This is a genomic window from Sphingomonas azotifigens NBRC 15497, assembly GCF_002091475.1.
In the GTDB taxonomy this organism is placed as follows: domain Bacteria; phylum Pseudomonadota; class Alphaproteobacteria; order Sphingomonadales; family Sphingomonadaceae; genus Sphingomonas; species Sphingomonas azotifigens.
Window position 1 is genome coordinate 21,622 of sequence record NZ_BCTR01000055.1, and the last position, 19,403, is coordinate 41,024.

17 protein-coding genes and 1 tRNA gene are annotated in these 19,403 nt (G+C 68.9%); 10 read left to right on the forward strand and 8 right to left on the reverse strand.

Annotation, left to right across the window (positions count from 1 at the left end; all coding sequences use genetic code 11):
* Nucleotides 1-23: 23 nt before the first annotated feature.
* Both SAZ01S_RS17270 and SAZ01S_RS17275 read right to left on the reverse strand, forming a co-directional pair.
* Nucleotides 24-410, reverse strand: a complete 387-nt coding sequence (locus SAZ01S_RS17270) for a DUF2141 domain-containing protein (protein WP_245824978.1) — start codon at nucleotides 408-410, stop codon at nucleotides 24-26.
* Nucleotides 373-1,170, reverse strand: a complete 798-nt coding sequence (locus SAZ01S_RS17275) for a sterol desaturase family protein (protein WP_084583525.1) — start codon at nucleotides 1,168-1,170, stop codon at nucleotides 373-375. The genes SAZ01S_RS17270 and SAZ01S_RS17275 overlap by 38 nt, the downstream gene beginning before the upstream one ends.
* 187 nt (nucleotides 1,171-1,357) lie before the next feature.
* On the opposite strand from SAZ01S_RS17275, the gene SAZ01S_RS17280 reads away from it, so the two are divergent.
* Nucleotides 1,358-3,823, forward strand: a complete 2,466-nt coding sequence (locus tag SAZ01S_RS17280; protein ID WP_084583526.1) for a TonB-dependent receptor domain-containing protein — start codon at nucleotides 1,358-1,360, stop codon at nucleotides 3,821-3,823.
* 42 nt (nucleotides 3,824-3,865) lie between these two features.
* Here the strand turns inward: SAZ01S_RS17280 and SAZ01S_RS24480 are convergent, their stop codons facing one another.
* A complete protein-coding gene (locus tag SAZ01S_RS24480; protein ID WP_084583527.1) occupies nucleotides 3,866-4,666 on the reverse strand; it encodes a PEPxxWA-CTERM sorting domain-containing protein in 801 nt (266 codons plus the stop codon).
* Between the two features lie 209 nt (nucleotides 4,667-4,875).
* On the opposite strand from SAZ01S_RS24480, the gene crtY reads away from it, so the two are divergent.
* From crtY to SAZ01S_RS17305, 4 genes are all read left to right on the forward strand, one after another.
* Nucleotides 4,876-6,033 (forward strand): lycopene beta-cyclase CrtY, encoded by a 1,158-nt coding sequence (gene crtY / locus SAZ01S_RS17290; protein ID WP_084583528.1) that lies wholly within the window; start codon nucleotides 4,876-4,878, stop codon nucleotides 6,031-6,033.
* A complete protein-coding gene (locus SAZ01S_RS17295) occupies nucleotides 6,033-7,514 on the forward strand; it encodes a phytoene desaturase (protein ID WP_084583529.1) in 1,482 nt (493 codons plus the stop codon). The genes crtY and SAZ01S_RS17295 overlap by 1 nt, the downstream gene beginning before the upstream one ends.
* A 182-nt stretch (nucleotides 7,515-7,696) precedes the next feature.
* Nucleotides 7,697-8,278, forward strand: coding sequence for an LOG family protein (locus SAZ01S_RS17300; protein WP_084583530.1), 582 nt, complete (start codon nucleotides 7,697-7,699; stop codon nucleotides 8,276-8,278).
* A complete protein-coding gene (locus SAZ01S_RS17305; protein ID WP_084583531.1) occupies nucleotides 8,278-9,201 on the forward strand; it encodes a phytoene/squalene synthase family protein in 924 nt (307 codons plus the stop codon). The genes SAZ01S_RS17300 and SAZ01S_RS17305 overlap by 1 nt, the downstream gene beginning before the upstream one ends.
* Before the next feature lie 161 nt (nucleotides 9,202-9,362).
* Here the strand turns inward: SAZ01S_RS17305 and SAZ01S_RS17310 are convergent, their stop codons facing one another.
* The 4 genes from SAZ01S_RS17310 to ftsE are packed head-to-tail and all read right to left on the reverse strand — an operon-like array spanning nucleotide 9,363 to nucleotide 12,167.
* Nucleotides 9,363-10,049: a lysophospholipid acyltransferase family protein gene (locus tag SAZ01S_RS17310; RefSeq protein ID WP_084583532.1), complete on the reverse strand. Its 687-nt coding sequence runs from the start codon at nucleotides 10,047-10,049 to the stop codon at nucleotides 9,363-9,365.
* The gene (locus SAZ01S_RS17315) at nucleotides 10,049-10,588 is read right to left on the reverse strand and encodes a YdcF family protein (RefSeq protein WP_084583533.1); all 540 of its coding nucleotides are present in this window, start codon (nucleotides 10,586-10,588) and stop codon (nucleotides 10,049-10,051) included. Before SAZ01S_RS17315 ends, SAZ01S_RS17310 begins: the two co-directional genes overlap by 1 nt.
* Entirely contained in the window at nucleotides 10,585-11,469 is an 885-nt protein-coding gene (locus tag SAZ01S_RS17320) for a cell division protein FtsX (RefSeq protein WP_084583534.1), read from the reverse strand. Before SAZ01S_RS17320 ends, SAZ01S_RS17315 begins: the two co-directional genes overlap by 4 nt.
* Nucleotides 11,466-12,167: a cell division ATP-binding protein FtsE gene (gene ftsE / locus SAZ01S_RS17325; protein WP_084583535.1), complete on the reverse strand. Its 702-nt coding sequence runs from the start codon at nucleotides 12,165-12,167 to the stop codon at nucleotides 11,466-11,468. The genes SAZ01S_RS17320 and ftsE overlap by 4 nt, the downstream gene beginning before the upstream one ends.
* Before the next feature lie 165 nt (nucleotides 12,168-12,332).
* Here ftsE and SAZ01S_RS17330 point away from each other — a divergent pair, with 165 nt between their 5' ends.
* Nucleotides 12,333-13,043, forward strand: coding sequence for a zinc-ribbon domain-containing protein (locus SAZ01S_RS17330; RefSeq protein WP_084583536.1), 711 nt, complete (start codon nucleotides 12,333-12,335; stop codon nucleotides 13,041-13,043).
* Here SAZ01S_RS17330 and SAZ01S_RS17335 read toward each other — a convergent pair.
* Nucleotides 13,015-14,373 carry an MATE family efflux transporter gene (locus tag SAZ01S_RS17335; protein WP_084583537.1) on the reverse strand — a complete coding sequence of 453 codons (1,359 nt, stop codon included), beginning with the start codon at nucleotides 14,371-14,373 and terminating at the stop codon, nucleotides 13,015-13,017. The genes SAZ01S_RS17330 and SAZ01S_RS17335 overlap by 29 nt on opposite strands.
* Before the next feature lie 129 nt (nucleotides 14,374-14,502).
* Here SAZ01S_RS17335 and SAZ01S_RS17340 point away from each other — a divergent pair.
* From SAZ01S_RS17340 to SAZ01S_RS17355, 4 genes are all read left to right on the forward strand, one after another.
* Nucleotides 14,503-14,589 (forward strand) — tRNA-Leu (locus tag SAZ01S_RS17340).
* Nucleotides 14,590-14,758: 169 nt separating this feature from the next.
* A complete protein-coding gene (locus tag SAZ01S_RS17345; protein WP_084583538.1) occupies nucleotides 14,759-17,362 on the forward strand; it encodes a TonB-dependent receptor in 2,604 nt (867 codons plus the stop codon).
* Nucleotides 17,363-17,444: 82 nt separating this feature from the next.
* Entirely contained in the window at nucleotides 17,445-18,782 is a 1,338-nt protein-coding gene (locus tag SAZ01S_RS17350; protein ID WP_084583539.1) for a M28 family metallopeptidase, read from the forward strand.
* Between the two features lie 13 nt (nucleotides 18,783-18,795).
* Nucleotides 18,796-19,332 carry an NADPH-dependent FMN reductase gene (locus tag SAZ01S_RS17355; protein WP_084583540.1) on the forward strand — a complete coding sequence of 179 codons (537 nt, stop codon included), beginning with the start codon at nucleotides 18,796-18,798 and terminating at the stop codon, nucleotides 19,330-19,332.
* The last annotated feature ends 71 nt before the right edge of the window (nucleotides 19,333-19,403 follow it).

Genomic DNA, 19,403 nt, shown 5'->3' on the forward strand with positions numbered 1-19,403 from the left:
ACGCCTGCAATCTCGCGCAGTTCCTACAGCAGGTAGCGCAGCTTCACTTCCTGCCGGTCGCTGCCGCCCTCGAGCGGGAATTGCGCGGCGGAAAAGCGCGGCGGCCCGAAGCCGATCACCGGGTTGCGCGAAAAGCCGAAGCCTTCGCGCGGGATACCCATGAAGGTGTCGAGCTTGCCGTTGCCGTTGGCGTCGTGGATCACCGCCACCGCATAGTCGCCGGGCGCCAGGCCGCTGAGGCGAAGCTTGCCCTCGGCGGCTGGGATCGTCCGCTTGATCGCGCCGCGCCCGTCGCGGCAATCGGGAAACTCGCTGGCGGCCGGGGCAATGCAGATCTGCAGCAGCCCGCGTGTCGAGCGCAGGCTGGTGAAGTCAAGCTCCAGCGTCGCCAGCGGCGCGGCGCTGGTCAACAGCGGCAGCGCGACGAGCGCGCCCCCCCCGCGGCGCAGGATCGAACCGCCCCAGCCCCTGGTCCGTCCCGCACAGCCGGTCCCAGAACCGGAAATATAGTCCATAGTTGCACCCATACCGCTCGTGATGGCGCTGGTGATGACTTGCCGTGATCAGCCATGCGCCCAAAGGCCCCCGCCACATAAAGGCCGGGAAGATCTCCCAGCCCATATGATTGGTCACTCCCATAACCGTCATGATCGTCAGGACCAAGCCAAGCGCGCCGACATGAATGGGAATTGCGAAGACCAGCAGCGGAATCACGATCGCGCCCGACAGCGCCTCTCCCCAATGGAAGTTCATCGCCGCCCAGGCGGTGGGCGGGCGGCTGGCATGGTGGACGGCGTGATAGCGGCGGAACAGCGCCGGCACGTGCATCGCGCGGTGCGTCCAGTAGAACCAGCTGTCGTGCAGGAACAGGTAGAGGAACACCGAAACCGGCAGGTACCAGAGCGGCCAGGCATGGACGTCGTCGTAGATGCGGGTCCAGCCTTGCGCCTTCCAGCCCCAGGCGACGATGCCGGCGGGGATGCCGTAGATCACCGCGGAGGCGAGGCTCCAGCCGATCTCCATGCGGATCTGCTGGCTCAGCCCGGCATAAAGCCCCGGATGGCGCAACCGCGTCGCCAGCGCGAAACCGGCCGAGGCGGCAAGATAGCGCACGCCGACGATCACCGTCATGGCGATCGCGGAGGCGAGGATGGCAAGGGCGATGTCCATGGCTCCCGCTGCTACGCCTTCGCGTGCCCCCCGGCAATGCGGCGTAACGCCGATTGTTCAGTCGCTCGCTGTTGCCTTGCTGCACCACTCGTAGTTCTACGAAGACGCCAGAGCCCGAAATTTCAATCTCCGACCGCTTAGACTGCGTCGCCCAGAGAACAATAGTCATGGGACGGGAGAGATTGTCGTGAAACGCCGCTACTTGCTGCTCGCCTTCAGTTCGAGCGTCATCGTCCATCCTGCGCTCGCCCAGTCGAACGAGGATGCGCCAAAATCCGCCATGGCCGCCAAGGTGCCAGAGAAGGAAGTCTTCTCGACCGGCGTCGCCAAGGGCCGGGACCGGCTCGACAGCGCAACCTCGACCAGCGCCTATCGCGCGAGCGAGTTCGAGAAGCTCGGCCCGCGGCCGCTTGGCGACGTGCTGCGCACCATGCCCGGGCTGCGCGTCGAAAGCGGGATCGGCGAGGGCAACGCCAACTATACCGTGCGCGGTCTGCCGCTCGCGGCGGGCGGCTCGAAATACATGCAGTTCCAGGAAGACGGGCTGCCGGTGCTCGAGTTCGGCGACATCTTCAACGTCGCCGTCGACGTGTTCATGCGCGCCGATTTCAACGTGGCGGCGATCGAGTCGATCCGCGGCGGTTCCGGCTCGACCTTCTCGTCCAATGCGCCGGGCGGGCTGATCAACCTGATCTCCAAGACCGGCCAGACGCGGGGCGGCGCGGTGCAGTTCACCACCGGGCTGGATTATGGCGAGAAGCGGATCGATGCGGATTATGGCCAGCCGCTCGGCAATGGCTGGCGCTTCCATGTCGGCGGCTATTACCGCTCGGGCGAGGGGCCGCGCGACATCGGCTTCACCGGCACCAAGGGCGGCCAGATCCGCTTCAACGTGACCAAGCAGTTCGCCGCCGGCTATGTCCGGCTCAGCGGCAAATGGCTCGACGATCGCTCGCCGACCTTCGCACCCTATCCGATCAAGATCGCCGGCACCAACGACCATCCGGTGATCAGCAGCGCCGGCAATTTCGACATTCGCAAGGACTCGCTGCTCTCGCCGTTCCTCGGCCCGGTGACGACGCTGGACGGCGACAACAAGCTCGCCCGCTTCGACGTCGCCAACGGCATGCACGCCAAGAGCAAGGCGATCGGGCTCGAGGCGCAGTTCGAAGTCGCCGGCGTGACGATCAGCGAGCGGGCGCGCTATTCGGCCAATTCGGGCGATTTCCTGCGCGTGTTCCCCTCGGCCGTCGGCCCGATCGCAACGATCGCCGCCTCGCAGGCCGGCACCGGCGCGGTGGCGACCTATGCCAGCGGCCCGAACATCGGCAAGACGGTGCCGATCGATGCGAACGGCAACGGCCTGCTCTCGTTCAACTACATGGCGCAGACCCGTATCGGCGCGCTCGACAATTTCACCAACGACGTCCGCGCCACCAAGGTGTGGAAGCTCGGCCATGGCGACCTGACGGTCACCGGCGGCCTGTACAAGGCGAACCAGAAGCTCAATGCGACCTGGCTGCATTCGGGCATCGACACCGACGTGGCCGGCAACGGCCAGACCGCGATGGTGAACGTCACCAGCGCCGGCGGCGTCGCGCAAACCCAGAACGGCTATTACACCTTCAGCCGCAACGGCAGCAAATTCCGCCGCATCTTCGACGTGTCGTACGACATCTTCGCGCCCTATGGCTCGGTCAACTACCATGTCGGCAAGCTCTCGATCGGCGGGAGCCTGCGCTACGATCGCGGGCGGGTGCGCGGCTCGCTGGTCGGCGCCGATCTGGGCGGCGGCCGCGTTGGGCTGATCCGCTACGACATCAACGGCAACGGCGTGATCTCGGCACCCGAAACCCGCGTCGCCTATCTGCCACTGACGACGCCAGCGCCGGTCCGCTACAATTACGGTTATTGGAGCTATTCGAGCGGCATCAACTACCGCGTCGCCGAGCCCTTCTCGGTATTCGCCCGCTACAGCCGCGGCGCGCGCGCCAATGCCGACAAGATCCTGTTCACCCCCGCGGTGAGCGCGATCGACGGCAGCGTGCCCAACGCCGCGGACAAATATGACCAGGTCCGCCAGCTCGAAGGCGGGTTCAAGTTCCGCAAGGCGGGCGCGACGCTCAACGTCACCGCCTTCCGCGCGACGGCGGACGACCACAACGTCCTCAACGGATCGGCCAACCAGACGATCCGCAGCTACCGCGCGACCGGCGTGGAAATGGAGGGCGGCTATCGGCGCGGGATCTTCGGCATCACCGCCGGCGCCACCTACACCACCGCCAAGATCACCCGGGACTTCCTTGATCCCACGCTGACCGGCAAGCAGCCGCGCCACCAGCCGGCCTGGACGCTGGAGGCGACCCCGCAGATCGAGCTGCGCCGCGTTACCCTCGGCGCCAACATCGTGACGATCACCAGCAGCTATGCGCAGGACAGCAACCTGCTCAAGATGCCGGGCTTCACCGTGGTCAACGCCTTTGCGGTGGTGAAGCCGATCGATCGGGTGCGCGTGATGCTCAACGCCAGCAACCTGTTCGACAAGGTCGGCTTCTTCGAGTTCAACCAGAGCGAAGTGCCGGCCAACGGCGTCGGCTGGGGCCGCGCGATCAATGGCCGCACCGTGTCGCTCTCGGCCAAGCTGGACTTCTGAGAAAAGGGAGGCGCCGGTGCCGCCGGCGCCTCCCGGCCCCGTTCAGGCGCGCGCGAAGGTCACGCGGCGACGACGCAGCGCGCCGCCGGCAAAGCCGAACCCGCCGATCAGCAGCGCCCAGGCGGCCGGCTCCGGCACCGCGCTCGCCGGCGGCATCACGCCGGCGGTAAGCGTCAGGTCGTCGATCGCAAGGCCATGATCCGAACCGCCGACGTCGCGGTCGGTCCAGCGGATCGCGAAGCTGCCGCCGCTGGCGATCAGCAGATTGTCGATCGTCGCACTGATTTCCTTGCGGTTGCCCGCGGCATTGCCGTCAAGCGCGCTGCTTGCGCTGCCCGAGCCGGTGCCGTTCTTGATGCTCGCGAAGTCGAGCGCCTTGAACGCGGTCCAGCTGCCGTTCGACAGCCCGGTGGCGTTCAGCGAATATTCGAAGCTCAGCACGTCGCTGCTGGCGGTGCCCAGGCGCCACTGCTCGCCAAAATAGTCGAGCGTGATCGACTGAATCGTGCTGCCCAGCGCGTTGGTGAAGAAGGCGCCGAACAGGATCGGCGTCGCGTTGCCCGAGGTGACGCTGCCCAGCGCGCGCTCGCTGCCGCTGCCGAAGGCATAGGCGGTACCGCCATTGGCGTTGGTGGTCGCATAGGCGTCGTCCGAACCCGCGGTGCTGCTGCCGCGCTCGTCGAGCTGCCAGCCGGTGGGCAGCAGCTTGCTGGTGCCGCTGGTCGCCAGCGTGTTGAAGTTCTGCGTATAGGTATTGGTGGTCAGCACCACCTGGGCCTGCGCGGCGGGCGCACCGATCACCGCGGCGGCGACCAGCGTCGCGCCGAAAAGCTTGTTTTGCATTGCTTTGGATCCCCTAGTTCATAAACCGCAACCGCGGCGCCCCGGGGCTAGGGCGGAAATGTGCAAGGCCTGTGACGATGGTTAAGGGAAAATGAACTTTTTGCCGAGGCTTCTCCCGTTCCGGGACATGCCCGCAGCCACCCCTCGGTTCGCCGCGCCGCCCCAAAGCCGGGGTTCCCACACCCCCCTGCTTGGGCTAGGCGGCTGCAATGCCTTCAACCATCAGTTGTGACGTCGCCATTGTCGGCGGCGGCCTTGCGGGCGGGCTTATCGCGCTCGCACTTCGGAAGAAGAAACCTGATTGCACCGTCCGGCTCATCGAAGGCTCGGCGCGGATCGGCGGCAATCACCTCTGGTCGTTCTTCGCCGAGGATATCGCGCCGGAGCATCGCTGGCTCGCCGCGCCGCTGATCTGCCATGGCTGGAACGGCTATGACGTCGCCTTCCCGGCGCATGCCCGCAGCCTGCCCGGCCGCTATTATTCGGTCGAGTCCGATCATTTCGATCGCGTGGTGCGCGCGGCGCTGGGCCCCAAGGGCCTGCTGCTCGGCCGCGAGGCGGCGGACGTCACCCCCACCGCGGTCGCGCTCGCCGACGGCGACCTGGTCGAGGCCGAGGGCGTGATCGACTGTCGCGGCGTCGGCGATACCAGCGCGCTGCAACTCGGCTGGCAGAAGTTTCACGGCGCCGAGCTCGCGCTCGCCGCGCTCAACAACGTGCCGCGCCCGCTGATCATGGACGCGACGGTACCGCAGATCGACGGCTATCGCTTCGTCTACTGCCTGCCGTTCACGCCGACGCGGATGTTCGTCGAGGATACCTATTACAGCGACACGCCGTCGATCGACGTGCTCGCCACCGGCGAACGGATCGAGGCCTATGCCGACGCCGCCGGCTGGCAGGTCGATCGCGTGCTGCGCGAGGAAGTCGGCAGCCTGCCGGTGGCGATGGGCGGCGACCATAGCGCCTATTGGGCCGCCGGCGGCCGCGGCATCGCCAAGGCGGGGATGAAAGCCGGGCTGTTCCACCCGATGACCGGCTATTCCTTCCCCGACGCGGTCCGCACCGCGGCGCTGATCGCCGAGACCCGCGACTATTCCGGCGGTGCGCTGCACCAAATGCTGTATGGCTATTCCCGCGGGCTCTGGCGCAAGCGCGGCTTCTATCGCATGCTCGCCGCGATGCTGTTCAAGGCGGCCGAACCCGAGGAGCGCTATCGCGTGCTGGAACGATTCTACCGTCTCGATGCAGGCTTGATCCAGCGCTTCTATGCCGCGCAATCGACCTGGGGAGACCGCGTCCGCGTGCTCTCGGGCAAGCCGCCGGTGCCGATCGGCCGTGCCTTCTCCGCGATCTGGAACCGCTGATGCGCCGCGCAGTCGTCATCGGCGCCGGGTTCGGCGGCCTCGCCCTTGCCATTCGCCTCCAGTCGGCGGGCGTCGACACCATCGTGATCGAGGCCCGCGACAAGCCGGGCGGCCGCGCATACTATTGGGAGCGCGACGGCTTCACCTTCGATGGCGGCCCGACGGTGATCACCGATCCCGATGCGCTGAAGGAGCTGTGGCGCCTTTCCGGCCATGACATTTCGGAAGACGTGACGCTGAAGCCGATCACGCCCTTCTACCGCCTGTCCTGGCCCGACGGCACGACCTTCGACTATACCAACGACGACGGCGTGCTGGCGGGCGAGATCGCCAAGCTCGATCCGAGCGACATCGCCGGCTATCGCAAGTTCCTCGATTATTCCGAGGCGGTCTACCAGGAAGGCTATGTCAAGCTGGGCGCCAAGGCGTTCCTCGACTTCAAGTCGATGCTGAAGGCCGCCCCGGCGCTGATGCAGAACCAGGCCTGGCGCTCGGTCTATTCGATCGTCTCGGGCTATGTGAAGAACGAGAAGCTGCGCGAGGCGCTGTCGTTTCACACGCTGCTCGTCGGCGGCAATCCGATGGCGACCAGCAGCATCTATGCGCTGATCCACAAGCTGGAGCGCGACGGTGGCGTGTGGTGGGCCGAGGGCGGCACCAACCGGCTGATCGCGGGCATGATCACGCATTTCAAGCGGCTGGGCGGCGTGGTCCGGATCGGCGATCCGGTCGACGAGATCCTCACGCTGGGCGACCGCGTCGTCGGCGTGCGCACGCATAGCGGCTTCGAGGCCGAGGTCGATGCGGTGGCGAGCAACGCCGACATTGTCCACAGCTACCGCGACCTGCTGCGCAACTCGCGCAGCGCCCGGCGGACGGCGGGCAAGCTGGTCAACAAGCGCTTCTCGCCCTCCTTGTTCGTGGTGCATTTCGGGCTGCGCGGCACCTTCCCCGACATTCCGCACCACATGATCCTGTTCGGCCCGCGCTATAAGGGGCTGCTCGACGACATCTACACCCACGGCGTGGTGAGCGAGGACTTCTCGCTCTACCTCCACCACCCGAGCGCCTCGGACCCGAGCATGGCGCCCGACGGCCATTCGACCTTCTACGCGCTGGCACCGGTGCCGCATCTGGGCAAGTTCCCGGCAGACTGGAACGAGGTCGGCCCGATCCTGGAATCGCGCATCCTCGCGGAAGTGCAGCGTCGCCTGATCCCCGATCTGGCCGAGCGGATCGTCACCAAGTTCCACTATGCGCCGACCGACTTCCGCGACGATCTGGCGGCGCATCACGGCTCGGGCTTCAGCCTCGAGCCGATCCTGACGCAGAGTGCCTGGTTCCGCGTGCACAATCGCGACGATGCGATTGCGAACCTGTATTTCGTGGGGGCAGGCACGCATCCGGGCGCGGGTATCCCCGGCGTGGTGGGGAGCGCCAAGGCCACGGCCGAGCTGATGCTGGGCGAGATCGGGGCGTAGGGTTTCCGATATCTAAGCCCCTCCTCCTTGGAGGAGGGGTTGGGGGTGGAGGGAGGCCAGACCGTTCGTTAGTCTCGGTGAGACACAGCCCCACCCCAACCCCTCCCCTAAAGGGGAGGGGCTAAGTATCCCCTCACCCTCGCCGCCAAAACACGCTATCAGCCCCGCCACAGGAGCATCCCATGCAGCGTATCGCCGTCTATTGCGGCTCGGCCAGCCCGGCCGATCCGGTCTATATCGAAGCCGCCCGCGCGCTGGGCCGCACGCTCGCCGAGCGCGGCATCGGCGTCGTCTATGGCGGCGGGCGCCTCGGCCTGATGGGCGCGGTCGCCGATGCCGCACTGGAGGCCGGCGGCGAGGTGATCGGCGTGATCCCGACCCTGCTGGTCAATGCCGAAGTCGCGCATCGCGGGCTGACCAGCCTCGAAGTCTGCGAGACGATGCACGAGCGCAAGGCGCGCTTCACCGAACTGGCCGACGGCTTCATCAACCTGCCCGGCGGCACCGGCACGATGGACGAGCTCTGGGAAGCGATGAGCTGGGCGCAGCTCGGCTATCACCAAGATCCGATCGGCCTGCTCAATATCGCCGGCTACTACGACAAGCTCGTCGAATTCTGGGAGCATATGGGCGCCGTCGGCTTCGTCCGGCCGCAGCACCAGGGGCTGCTGCTGGTCGATTCCACGATCGACGGCCTGCTGACCAAGATGGCCGACGCCCAGCCGGTGGTACCGATCGCGCAGCTGCGGCGCGAACAGCTGTAATGCGCTTTCCCGGCCGCGATGCGATCGTCGCGACCGCGGGCGAATCGATCGCCCGGGGCTCGCGCAGCTTCGCGGCGGCGAGCAAGCTGTTCGACCCCGAGACCCGCGAGCGCGCCTGGCTGCTCTACGCCTGGTGCCGCCGCTGCGACGACATCGCCGACGGCCAGGACCATGGCCATGGCATGACCATCGTCGAGGATCCGCAGGCCCGCCTTGCCGAAATCCGCGAGCGCACCGCGGCGGCGCTGGCCGGCGAATGGGTCGGCGACGCGGCGTTCGACGCGCTGCGCATCGTCGCGCACGAAACCGGCATGCCGCACCGCTTCGCCTGGGACCTGATCGACGGCTTCGCGCTCGATGCCCAGGGCTGGCGGCCGCAGACCGAGGACGATCTGCTGCGCTATTGCTACCATGTCGCCGGCGTGGTCGGCTGCATGATGGCGGTAGTGATGGGGGTGGCGCCCGACGACGCGGCGGTGCTCGACCGCGCCTGCGATCTCGGCCTCGCCTTCCAGCTCGCCAACATCGCCCGCGACATCGGCGAGGATGCCGAGGCCGGGCGCTGCTATCTGCCCGCCGACTGGCTGGCCGAGGTCGGGCTGACGGCGGATGACCCGCTGGCGGACCGGAATGCGCTCGCCATTCTCGGCGCACGGCTCGCGGATCGGGCGGAGGGCTATGAGATCAGCGCGCGCGGCGGCGCCGCGGCGCTGTCGTTCCGCTCGGCCTGGGCGGTGCTGGCGGCGGCAGACATCTATGGCGGCATCGCGCGGAAAGTGCGGGCGCGCGGGGCGCAGGCATGGGACAGCCGGACGACGACGTCGGGCAGGGAAAAGCTCGGCGCGATCGTGAAGGCCTGGGGTGCGGCCCGCAGGCGCGCGCCGACGCCGCGGCCGGCGGGGTTGTGGACGCGGCCGCGGTAAGCTGGCCCGTGTCCCCCTCACCCTTCCCACTGCCTTCGGCAGCGGGCCCCTTCCCTCTCCCACAAGGGGAGAGGGAGAGGTGGCGTACTGCTCCCTCTCCCCTTGTGGGAGAGGGAGGGAGCCGCGAAGCGGCGGAAGGGTGAGGGGGACCTGAGGCCGCCCTACCCTCCGTTCAGCGCGTTGATCGCCGCATGCACCCGTGCCTCGACCTCGCGACGGGGCAGCCCCGGCGGGATCGCCTCGCCGAAGCGGAACACGATCTCACCCGGGTGCATCAGCCCCTTGCGCGGCCAGACCGCGCCGCTCTGCACCGCCACCGGCACCACCGGCAGGTCGAGCGCGCGGTAGAGCCCGGCAAAGCCCGAGCGCAGCGGCGGCGCCTCGCCCGGCGGCACGCGCGTGCCTTCGGGAAAGATCAGCACCGAACGCCCGGTCGCCCGCGCCTTTTGCGCCTCGCGCATCATCGAGCGCAGCGCCGCCGCATTGGCCTCGCGGTCGACCACGATCGTGCCGTAGCGCTGCGCCGCCCAGCCCCAGAGCGGGATCTTGGTCAGCTCGCGCTTCATCACCGTCGCGGGGGAACCCAGCATCCGGGTCAGCTCCAGCGCCTCGAAATAGCTCTCATGCTTGGCGGCGAACAGCAGCTGTCCCTCCGGCACGCTGCCTTCGATCCGCAGCCGCGCGCCGAGGATGGTCCGCACCAGCCATTGCAGCTGCCACGCCCAGAAATTGGCGTGCGCCCGCAACACCCGCGTGCCGAACAGCGCGGCGATCGGCACCAGCAGCACCATGACGATCGACATGCCGTAGAAGAAAATTCGAAACACCCAGGTACGCAGCGCGTCCATCAATCGACCCCCAGCAGGAGCGCCCCCCGGCGCACCAGATATTTGTGATATTCGCGCAGCAGCATCCGCCAGCCCGGGCGGCTCGGCACGCCGTCGCCGAGGATCGTGACGCCCGCCAGCACGTGGCGCAACTCCAACTTGGCGCGCGCCATGTGCCAATCCGACGTGACGAGGCGGATGCTGGCATAATCGTGCGCGCGCACCCAGCGCGCCGTCTCGTCGGCGTTGGAGCGGGTATCCACCGCCTCGTGCCCGAGATCGACGCAGCAGCGGAACAGCGCGCGGTCGGCGGGGAATTGCGCGGCGAGCTCGCGCGGACGCACGTCCGGATTGACGCCGCTGACCAGCATCCGCTTCGCATCCTCGCGGCGCAGCGCATCGAGACCGCGCTGGATGCGCCCCGGCCCGCCGGTCAGCACCACCACCGCGTCGGTCGGCCGCGCGCCCAGCGGCTTGCCGAGGCTGAACAGGAACAGCGCGAAACCCGCCGCCCAGGCCAGCGCGAGCAGCACCAGCAGGAAGAAGAAGCGGCGGATCACAGCTTGCGCCCCAGCGTGTGGAGCACGGTCAGCCGCGTCGCCACCGTCGCCAGCAGCGCGAAGCCGATCGGCAGCAGCACCAGCAGCGTCCAGTCGATCGCGAGCAACGTGGCGCCGCCCAGCACCTCGGAGCCGGTCAGCGCCAGCCGCGTCTGGAACAGCGCGACCAGGGCGAGCGCGGCGAGCGTGCCGATCGCACCGCCCAGCAGCGTGTCGCGGGCGATTCGGCGCTGGAGGAGCCGCGCCACCTGAAGATCGGTCGATCCGAGCATATGGAGCACGTCGATTGTATCGCGGTGCGTGTCCAGCCCCGCGCGCGCAACGAGCAGCGCGACGCCCGCCGTCGCCGCCGCGATCACCAGCACCAGGCCGATCGCCAGCCAGCCCAGCGTCGCCAGCAGTCCGCGCACCGGCGCCAGCCAGCGGGCGCTGCCGTCCACCTGCGCCTGCGGGGCGATTCGGCGCGCGGCGGCGGTCACCGCGCCGGTCACGTCGCGCGCCGCCGTCACGTCGATCAGCACCGGCAGCGGCAGTTCGGGATCCAGCCCGACATCGCCGAGCCATGGCTTGAGCAGCGCCGCCAGTTCGGCGCGGTCCGCCGCCCGCACCCGGGTGACGCCGGGCACCCGCGCGATCGCCGCGACCAGCGCTGCGGCCCGCGCGTCGCGCACCGCCGCGTCGGGTTCGACCAGCTGCACGGTCAGCTGCCCGGCAAGCTGGCGATCGATGCCGCTGGCCGATCGCGCCACGCCCAGCCCCAGCGCGCCCGCCAGCACGGTGAGGAACAGCATGATCGCCATGATGCCCGCCATCACCCAGCTGCGCTGCCCCTCGCCGAGCAGCCGAAGGTCGATCGCAGCGCGGTGCCGGAAGCCGTTCATGCCGCCCCCGGCGGGTGGCGCAGCAGCCCGGTCGGATCGACCAGCCGCCCCTTTTCCACCCGCATCAGATGCGCCTGCGGAATGCGGCCGATCACATGGAGGTCGTGGGTCGCGACGACGATGGTGGTGCCGAGGCGGTTGAGCGCGGAGAACAGGTGGAGCAGCCGGTCGGCCATCTCGGGATCGACGTTGCCGGTCGGCTCGTCCGCGACGAGGATCTCGGGCCGGGCAATCACCGCGCGGGCGATGGCGATGCGTTGCTGCTCGCCGCCCGACAAGGTCGGCGGGCGGGCAGTGACGCGCGCACTGAGGCCCACCCAGGCGAGCATCTCCATCACCGGCGCCTCGATCTCGCTCTCGCGCATGCCGGCGACACGCAGCGGAAGCGCGACATTGTCATAGGCGGAAAGCTGCGGCAGCAACCGGAAATCCTGGAACACCACGCCGATGCGGCGGCGCAGCCCGGGCAGCCGCACGCGCGGCAACGCGCCGGCGTCCTCGCCGAACAGCCGCACCACGCCGCGTGTCGGCCGCTGCGCGAGATACAGCAGCTTGAGCAGCGAGGTCTTGCCCGCGCCCGAGGGTCCGGTGAGGAAATAGAAGCCGCCCTCGGCGAGCGTGAAGCTCACATCGGTCAGCGTCTCCGGTCCCGTCCCATAGCGCAGGCCGACATTTTCGAAGTGCACGATATTCGCCATGCGCCGTGCGGCCGGACCTCCCTTTTCGCGTCGACGCGCCCGCCATCGCACAGCCCCCGATGCCGCTCAAGCCGCCGACCCGCCCCAAGCCGCTTGCTGGCCCGAATCGGCCCGGCTAGACTCGTGCGTCCGCAGCGTTTCGGGCGGGTACCAGGGGGTTTTGGCATGATCTTGGAGTGCAGCCAGTGCGGGTCGCGCTACGAAGTACCGGATACGGCGATCGGTCCCGATGGCCGCACGGTGCGGTGCGCGAACTGCAAGCATAGCTGGTTCCAGGCGCCGCCGCCGCTGGAGCTGGCCACTCCGGCCCCCCCGCCGCCCCCCCCGGTCGCCGAGCCGCCAGCGCCCCTCGCCGCAGCGCCGGAGATGCCGCCGCCGCTCCCGCGCACCATCGCCGCCGAGCCCGAGGCGCCGGACTATGATCCGTTCGACGAGCCCGCGCCGCCGCGGCGCTCGGGCATGCGCTGGACGCTCGCCGCGCTCGTCGCCCTCGTCTCGGTGCTGCTCGGCGGCGCGGCGCTGCTCTACTGGAAGGCGCCGCAGCTGCTCACCCAGCTCGGCCTGCCGATCGGCGGGGCAAACACGTCGCTGGTGTTCAGCGACAAGAATGTCGCGCTCCAGGCGCGCGCCGATGGCAGCAAGCTGTTCATCGTCTCGGGCAAGGTGCTCAACCCCACCGGCAGCGCGCAGCACGTGCCCGACATCCGCATCCGGCTGATCGATGCGCAGGGCGTCGAGGTGTATAGTTGGCGGATCACCCCGGCGACGCGCACGCTCGATCCGCAGGCGAGCTTCGAGTTCAACGGCGCCAAGGTCGACGTGCCCGGCGGCGCGAAGACGGTGCAGCTCAGCTTCGCGAGCGAACTCGACGCGTGACGACCAGCAGGCGGCCGCCGTCGAGCAGCGCCGCCGCGACCATGCCGAGGCCGGAGGCGAGCACCAGCGCGGTCGCGCCCCAGCCGGCCTGGACGAGCCAGAGGCCGAGGCCGCCGGTGACAAGGAAGAAGGCGAGGATGCCGTTGACCCCCGCCGCCACCTGGTCGCCGAGCGAGCGCAGCGCATAGACGAACACCACCTGCACGCCGTCGAACAGGATGAACGGCGCCCATAGCAGCAGCATCGCCGCCGCCAGCGTGTGGACATCGGCCGGCGCCGGGAAGGGTGCGACAACCAGCATCGGCACGAACACCAGGACCAGCGCCAGCAGCCCGGTGGCGAGCCCCGCCAGCACCGCGGCGATTCCCGCCCGCCCCGCCGCCGCCTGCGGCACGCCCTCGCCCACCGCGTTGCCGACGCGCACCCCCGCCGCCGATCCCAGTCCGAGCGCCACCGCGAAGGTGACGTTGTGGATCGAGAAGACGATCTGGAAGGCGTGCGCCGTCGCTTCGCCCAGCTGGGTGGAGAGCGCGATCAGGATCGAGAAGCCGACAAGCTCCAGCCCCGAGGCGATCGCCGGCACCACGCCGAATCGGGCCAGCGCCCAGGCGCCGCGCCACGTCTCGCCGCGCCCCCAGTCGCAGAGCAGCCGCACCCCGCGCGCCTCGGCCCGCGGCAGCGTCCAGGCGGCGGCGAGCATGCCGATCGCCCCCAGCGCCGAGGCGATCGCGGTCGCCGCCGCCGCCCCCACCGCGCCCAGCGCCGGCAGCCCCCAGGCGCCGGTCGCGAGCAGCCAGGCGAGCAGCGCGTTGACCGGCAGCACGGCGAGGTTGACCACCGTCACCCGCGCCGGGCGGCTGACCCCTTCGAGGAAGAAGCTGGTGGCGATCGTGACGAGCTGAAACGGATAGGCCAGCGCCATCACCTGCACCACCGGGGTGGTCGCCGGCAGCAGCGCCGGCGCGACCCCGACTCCGGCGAGCAGCGGCGTCGCGAATCCGGCGAGCACCCCCATGCTCGCCAGCCCGAGCAGCAGCGCCAGCAGCACGCCCTCGTGCAGCACGCGCCCGGTCTGGCGCAGGTCGCCCGCGCCGTCCGCCCGCGCCACCTGGACGAGGATGCCGGTCAGCGCCCCCAGCCCCATCACGATGCCCGGGAAGGTGATCGTCCGGCTAGCCCCCAGCGCCGCCACCTGATGGCTGCCGGCCAGCCCGACGACGACGACGTCGGTGACGTGGAGGATCGTCCAGTTCAGGCTGGTCAGCATCACCGGCCAGGCAAGCGCGAGAAGGCGGCGCGTTTCGGCGGCGAGCGGCGTGGCAACAGACATGGGGTGCGGCATAGGCGGAGTGCGCCGCGCAAGAAAGCTGCACAAAGCGGGTTGCCAGCCCCATTTCGCTTTGCTAGGGGCCGCTGCCTTACCAGCCGCTGGTATGGAAATGCCGGCGGAAATTTACGTGCGGTCGTGGCGGAACTGGTAGACGCGCAACGTTGAGGTCGTTGTGGCCGAAAGGCCGTGGAAGTTCGAGTCTTCTCGACCGCACCATGAATACAGACAATGGGGGCTCCGGCCCCCATTTTCGTATCCGCGCTCCATGTGTGACATTTTCTGCAAATCACCGGCACAGTTTTGCGACACATGCGTCGTACCCGCCGAACAGGAACGAGCGGGCCTGCGGGCCCGCTTCTGATTCGGAACAAGGGACGGAACAACGATGAAGCGACTGGGGACCACCCTGGCAGGACTGTTGGCCGGCGTGTCGCCGCTGGTCGCGCACGCGCAGAGCACGTCGCCGGCATCGACGCCGCGGCAATCGAGCGGCCGCCCCCAGACTCCCCCCGCGGCGGCGCCGGACGATCCCTATGCCGACGAGATCGTCGTCACCTCAAGCCAGCAGCGCGGTGCGGTGAAGGGGGACATTCCCCCCGAGATCCAGCTCAACCAGGCCGATATCCGCGCCTATGCGGTGTCCTCGGTCGCCGATCTGCTCAACGAACTCGCGCCGCAGACCGGCAGCGGGCGCGGCAGCGGCCGGCCGGTGGTGCTGCTCAACGGCCGCCGCATCTCGAGCTTCGCCGAGATTCGCGACCTGCCGACCGAGGCGATCGAGCGCGTCGACATCCTGCCCGAGGAAGTCGCCCTCAAGTTCGGCTATGCGGCCGACCAGCGCGTGGTCAATTTCGTGCTGCGCGAGCGCTTCCGCGCGCTCACCACCGATCTCGAAGGCGGCGTGCCCACCGAGGGCGGCAACAGCACCCAGCAGGTGCAGGCGGACATCCTCAAGATCAACCGCGACCGCCGGATCAATCTCGACGTCAAGTACCAGGGCACGACCGGGCTCCTCGAAAGCGAGCGCAACGTGCTGCCGACGGTCAGCGACGGCAGCGGCGTCAACCAGGCGCCGTATCGCACGCTGGTCGCCCCCAGCCAGGACCTGAACATCAACGGCAGCTACGCCCGCAACCTCAGCGAGAAGGTCGGCGCGACGATCAACGGCACGCTGGAGGTGCAGCAGAGCGAGGCGCTGCGCGGCCTGGCGCTCTCGCAGGTCGCCGCCCCGGTGGCGCTCTCCGCCGATCCCAGCCCGCTCACCGCGAGCAGCCGCACGATCACCGCGCATCTCGGTACGACGCTCAACGGGGACGCGCTGCCGTGGAGCAGCGCGTGGAGCTGGTCGCTTACCGGCAACTATGATCGGGTCGAGAGCAAGTCGATCACCGATCGCGGCTTCGATCCGCGCGGCGCCGCGCGCCCGGCCGATCGCGGCAACTCGACCTCGAACGTCGGCACCGTCGACGCGCTGCTGCGCGGGCCGCTGTTCAAGCTGCCGGCGGGCGAGGTCTCGACCTCGCTGCGAATCGGCGGCAGCCTCAGCGACTTCAACGGCACCTCGGTGCGCGGCGGCATCGCGCAGCAGCCGACCGCGCTCACCCGCAACATCGCCAGCACCCAGCTCAACATCGACGTGCCGATCGCCAGCCGGCGCCAAGACGTGCTCCAGCCGCTGGGCGACCTGACGATCAACGGCAATGTCGCCGTCCAGCATCTGTCGGACTTCGGCACGCTGACCACCACCGGCTACGGCGTGAACTGGTCGCCGTTCAAGCCGGTGCGACTGCTCGCCTCCTGGACCGATGCCGAGGATGCGCCGACCACCTCCCAGCTCGGCGGTCCGCTGATCACCAGCCCCAACACCCGCGTATTCGACTATCGCACCGGCCAGACGGTGACGATCACGACGATCAGCGGCGGCAACCCGGCGCTGCAGGCCGAAAAGCGCCACGTGATGAAGCTCGGCCTCGAGCTGCGGCCGTCGGAAAAGACCGATTTCTCGATCCGCGCCGATTATGTGACCAGCCGCATCCGCAACGACATCGCCTCGTTCCCGGCCGCGACCACCGCGATCGAGGATGCGTTCCAGAGTCGCTTCGTCCGCGATGCCGACGGCGACCTGATCAGCATCGACAATCGCGCGGTGAACTTCGCCGAGAACAACACCAGGCAGCTGCGCTGGGGCTTCAACCTTTCGGTGCCGATCAAGTCGTCGCTCGAGAAGAAGATCGCGGCGCTGCGTGCCCAGCGCGAAAAGGCCCGTGCCGACGCCATCGCCGCCGGCAAGCCGTTGCCGCCGGAGGGCCAGGCACGGCTGTTCGGCCAGCAGCAGGGCCAGAACGGCCGGCGCTCGCCGTTCGGCGGCAGCCTGTTCGGCCCACCGCCGGCACCGCCTGCCGGTGCTGCCCCGGGCGGCGGTGCTGCGCCGGGCGGCGGCGGCCGTCCGGGCGGCGGGTTTGGCGGCGGGCGGGGCGGCTTTGGCGGCGCCAATGGCGCGCTGGCCGGCCGGATGCAGTTCAGCCTCTACCACACCTGGTATTTCAAGGATCAGATCAAGATCCGCGACGGCGTGCCGATCCTCGACCTGCTGCACGGCGACGCCGCCGGCAATGCGGGCGGCCAGCCGGCGCACCAGATCGACGCGCAGGCGGGCTTCACCAAGGACGGTGTCGGCGTGCGGCTCGGCTTCAAATGGCAGAGCAGCACCACCGTCTATACCGGGCTGAACAACACCAACCAGCTCAATTTCGGCGATCTCGGCACCTTCAACCTGCGCGTGTTCGCGGACCTGGGCCGCCAGTTCAAGCTGGTGCGCGAACACCATTGGCTGCGCGGCATGCGCGTGAGCCTGGGCGTGAGCAACCTCCTCAACACCCGCCAGCGGGTGACCGACCAGACCGGCGCGGTGCCGCTCAACTACCAGCCGGACCTGCTCGATCCTACCGGTCGCGCAGTGACGCTGAGCATCCGCAAGCTGTTCTTCTGATGCCCGGCGGGCACGGCACCGGTTGCGTGCCGCGCCCGCTTGGCCCATCACCCCGTCCTGACCGAACGGGGGAAGGCGACAAATGAAGCGTGGATTGCTGCTGGCGGCCTGGGCTGCCGCGAGCGTGCTGGCGGTGCCCGCACAGGCGCAGGTCAGCGCCGACTGGGTGCGCGCGCACGAGACCTTCCTGGCCGGCGACGAGCTGCGCGGCCGCGGCAGCGCGACCCCCGACGAGGCGATCGCCGCCGCCTATGTTGCTGCGCAGTTCCGCGGCTTCGGCCTGCAGCCGGCGCCGGGCATGGACGGCTATCTCCAGAAGGCCAAGATCGTCCGGCTGCAGCTCAAGGCGCCGATCACGCTCACCGCCAATGGCGTGGCCGTGCCCGGCGCGGTGCTGCTCGTCGGCGACGGTACCGGCAGCGAGGGCATCGCCCGCCTCACCCCCGCCAAGGCGCTGTCGCGCATGGCGCCCGCCGCGGTGATGCTGATCACCGGCGAGATGCCCGTCATGCAGCTCTACCGGCTGGCACGGTCGTTCAAGACGCCGCGTCTGCTGCTGGTCCGCGAGAGTGCCGAGACGCAGGCGATGCTCAAGGGCCTGCACGGCGAACCGCGCCTCCCCGGTGGCCTGTACGGCGATTCGCGCGAGCCCAGCCCCTCGATCGTGGTGCTGCCGGCGGCCGCCTTCGACGCCCTCGCGACGGAGAAGGAGCCCAAGGTCGCGCTCACCGTGCCGGTGGAAGAGAAGATCATCACCACCACCAACGCGATCGGCTGGCTGCCGGGGAGCGATCCCAAGGCGGGCGTGCTGCTGCTGAGCGCCCATCTCGATCACCTCGGCGTCCAGGCCGACGGCACGATCCTGCACGGCGCCAATGACGACGCCTCGGGCACCACGGCGGTGCTCGAACTCGCCCGCACGCTCGCCGCCAAGGGCAAGAACAAGCGTGGCATCCTGTTCGTCGCCTATGGATCGGAAGAGATCGGCGGTTATGGCTCGACCTATTTCGGCGCGCATCCGCCCGTGCCGCTCGACCAGATCGTCGCCAATGTCGAGGTCGAGATGATCGGCGCGCAGGATCCCAAACTGCCTGCCGGCACGATGATGATGACCGGATTCGAGCGCTCGACGCTGGGCGAGACGCTCAAGCGCCACGGTGCGCTGGTCACCGCCGATCCCTATCCGGAGCAGAACTTCTTCCAGCGTTCGGACAATTATTCGCTCGCGAAGAAGGGCGTCGTCGCCCACACCATCTCGGGCTGGGCAGTGGTGCCGACCTATCACAGCAAGGACGATACGGTGGCGAACATCGACATCGCCTTCATGACCCGCGCGATCCAGTCGCTGGTCGAGCCGCTCCACGCGCTGGCCAACAGCGACGCCAAGCCGGAATGGAAGCCCGGCGGCAAACCCGAATGATCCACGAGGTAGCATGACCACCCCCCATATCGTCGCGCTCGGCGGCACGCTTCGCCCGCAGTCCAGCACGGCCCGATTGCTGACCGCCGCGCTTGCCCGCGCCGAGGCCCGGGGCGCGCGCACCACACTGCTCACCGGCCCGGACATCGTCTTCCCGCATTTCGAGCCCGAGCATGGCGAGACCGACGCCAAGGTGATCCGCTTCGTCGAGGCGCTGCGCACCGCCGATGCAGTGATCATCGGCTCGCCGGGCTATCACGGCACGCTCTCCGGGCTGGTGAAGACGGCACTGGACTATGTCGAGCTGCTCAGCCGCGACGATCGGGTCTATTTCGACGGCATGCCGGTCGGCCTGATCGCCACCGCCGCGGGGTGGCAGGCCTCGGTAGCGACGCTGCAGGCGCTGCGCACCATCACCCACGCGCTGCGCGGCTGGCCGACGCCGATGGGGATTGCGGTGAATACGGTGGAGACGCCCGACGTGGAGACGCATTGCCAGGGTTCGCTCGACGTGATGGTCGGGCAGATCTTCGATTTTCTGAAGCGGTAACCCCAAGCGCAGTCATTCCGGCGAAAGCCGGAATCCATTGGGGTCACCGATACGGCTCTTGCTGAATCGCA

What these genes read in the sequence shown, in the direction of transcription:
- SAZ01S_RS17275 (WP_084583525.1), bottom strand. Translation starts at nt 1,170, where the DNA reads ATGGACATCGCCCTTGCCATCCTCGCCTCCGCGATCGCCATGACGGTG.
- SAZ01S_RS24480 (WP_084583527.1), bottom strand. Translation starts at nt 4,666, where the DNA reads ATGCAAAACAAGCTTTTCGGCGCGACGCTGGTCGCCGCCGCGGTGATC.
- crtY (WP_084583528.1), top strand. Translation starts at nt 4,876, where the DNA reads ATGCCTTCAACCATCAGTTGTGACGTCGCCATTGTCGGCGGCGGCCTT.
- SAZ01S_RS17295 (WP_084583529.1), top strand. Translation starts at nt 6,033, where the DNA reads ATGCGCCGCGCAGTCGTCATCGGCGCCGGGTTCGGCGGCCTCGCCCTT.
- SAZ01S_RS17300 (WP_084583530.1), top strand. Translation starts at nt 7,697, where the DNA reads ATGCAGCGTATCGCCGTCTATTGCGGCTCGGCCAGCCCGGCCGATCCG.
- SAZ01S_RS17305 (WP_084583531.1), top strand. Translation starts at nt 8,278, where the DNA reads ATGCGCTTTCCCGGCCGCGATGCGATCGTCGCGACCGCGGGCGAATCG.
- SAZ01S_RS17310 (WP_084583532.1), bottom strand. Translation starts at nt 10,049, where the DNA reads ATGGACGCGCTGCGTACCTGGGTGTTTCGAATTTTCTTCTACGGCATG.
- SAZ01S_RS17320 (WP_084583534.1), bottom strand. Translation starts at nt 11,469, where the DNA reads ATGAACGGCTTCCGGCACCGCGCTGCGATCGACCTTCGGCTGCTCGGC.
- ftsE (WP_084583535.1), bottom strand. Translation starts at nt 12,167, where the DNA reads ATGGCGAATATCGTGCACTTCGAAAATGTCGGCCTGCGCTATGGGACG.
- SAZ01S_RS17330 (WP_084583536.1), top strand. Translation starts at nt 12,333, where the DNA reads ATGATCTTGGAGTGCAGCCAGTGCGGGTCGCGCTACGAAGTACCGGAT.
- SAZ01S_RS17335 (WP_084583537.1), bottom strand. Translation starts at nt 14,373, where the DNA reads ATGTCTGTTGCCACGCCGCTCGCCGCCGAAACGCGCCGCCTTCTCGCG.
- SAZ01S_RS17345 (WP_084583538.1), top strand. Translation starts at nt 14,759, where the DNA reads ATGAAGCGACTGGGGACCACCCTGGCAGGACTGTTGGCCGGCGTGTCG.
- SAZ01S_RS17350 (WP_084583539.1), top strand. Translation starts at nt 17,445, where the DNA reads ATGAAGCGTGGATTGCTGCTGGCGGCCTGGGCTGCCGCGAGCGTGCTG.
- SAZ01S_RS17355 (WP_084583540.1), top strand. Translation starts at nt 18,796, where the DNA reads ATGACCACCCCCCATATCGTCGCGCTCGGCGGCACGCTTCGCCCGCAG.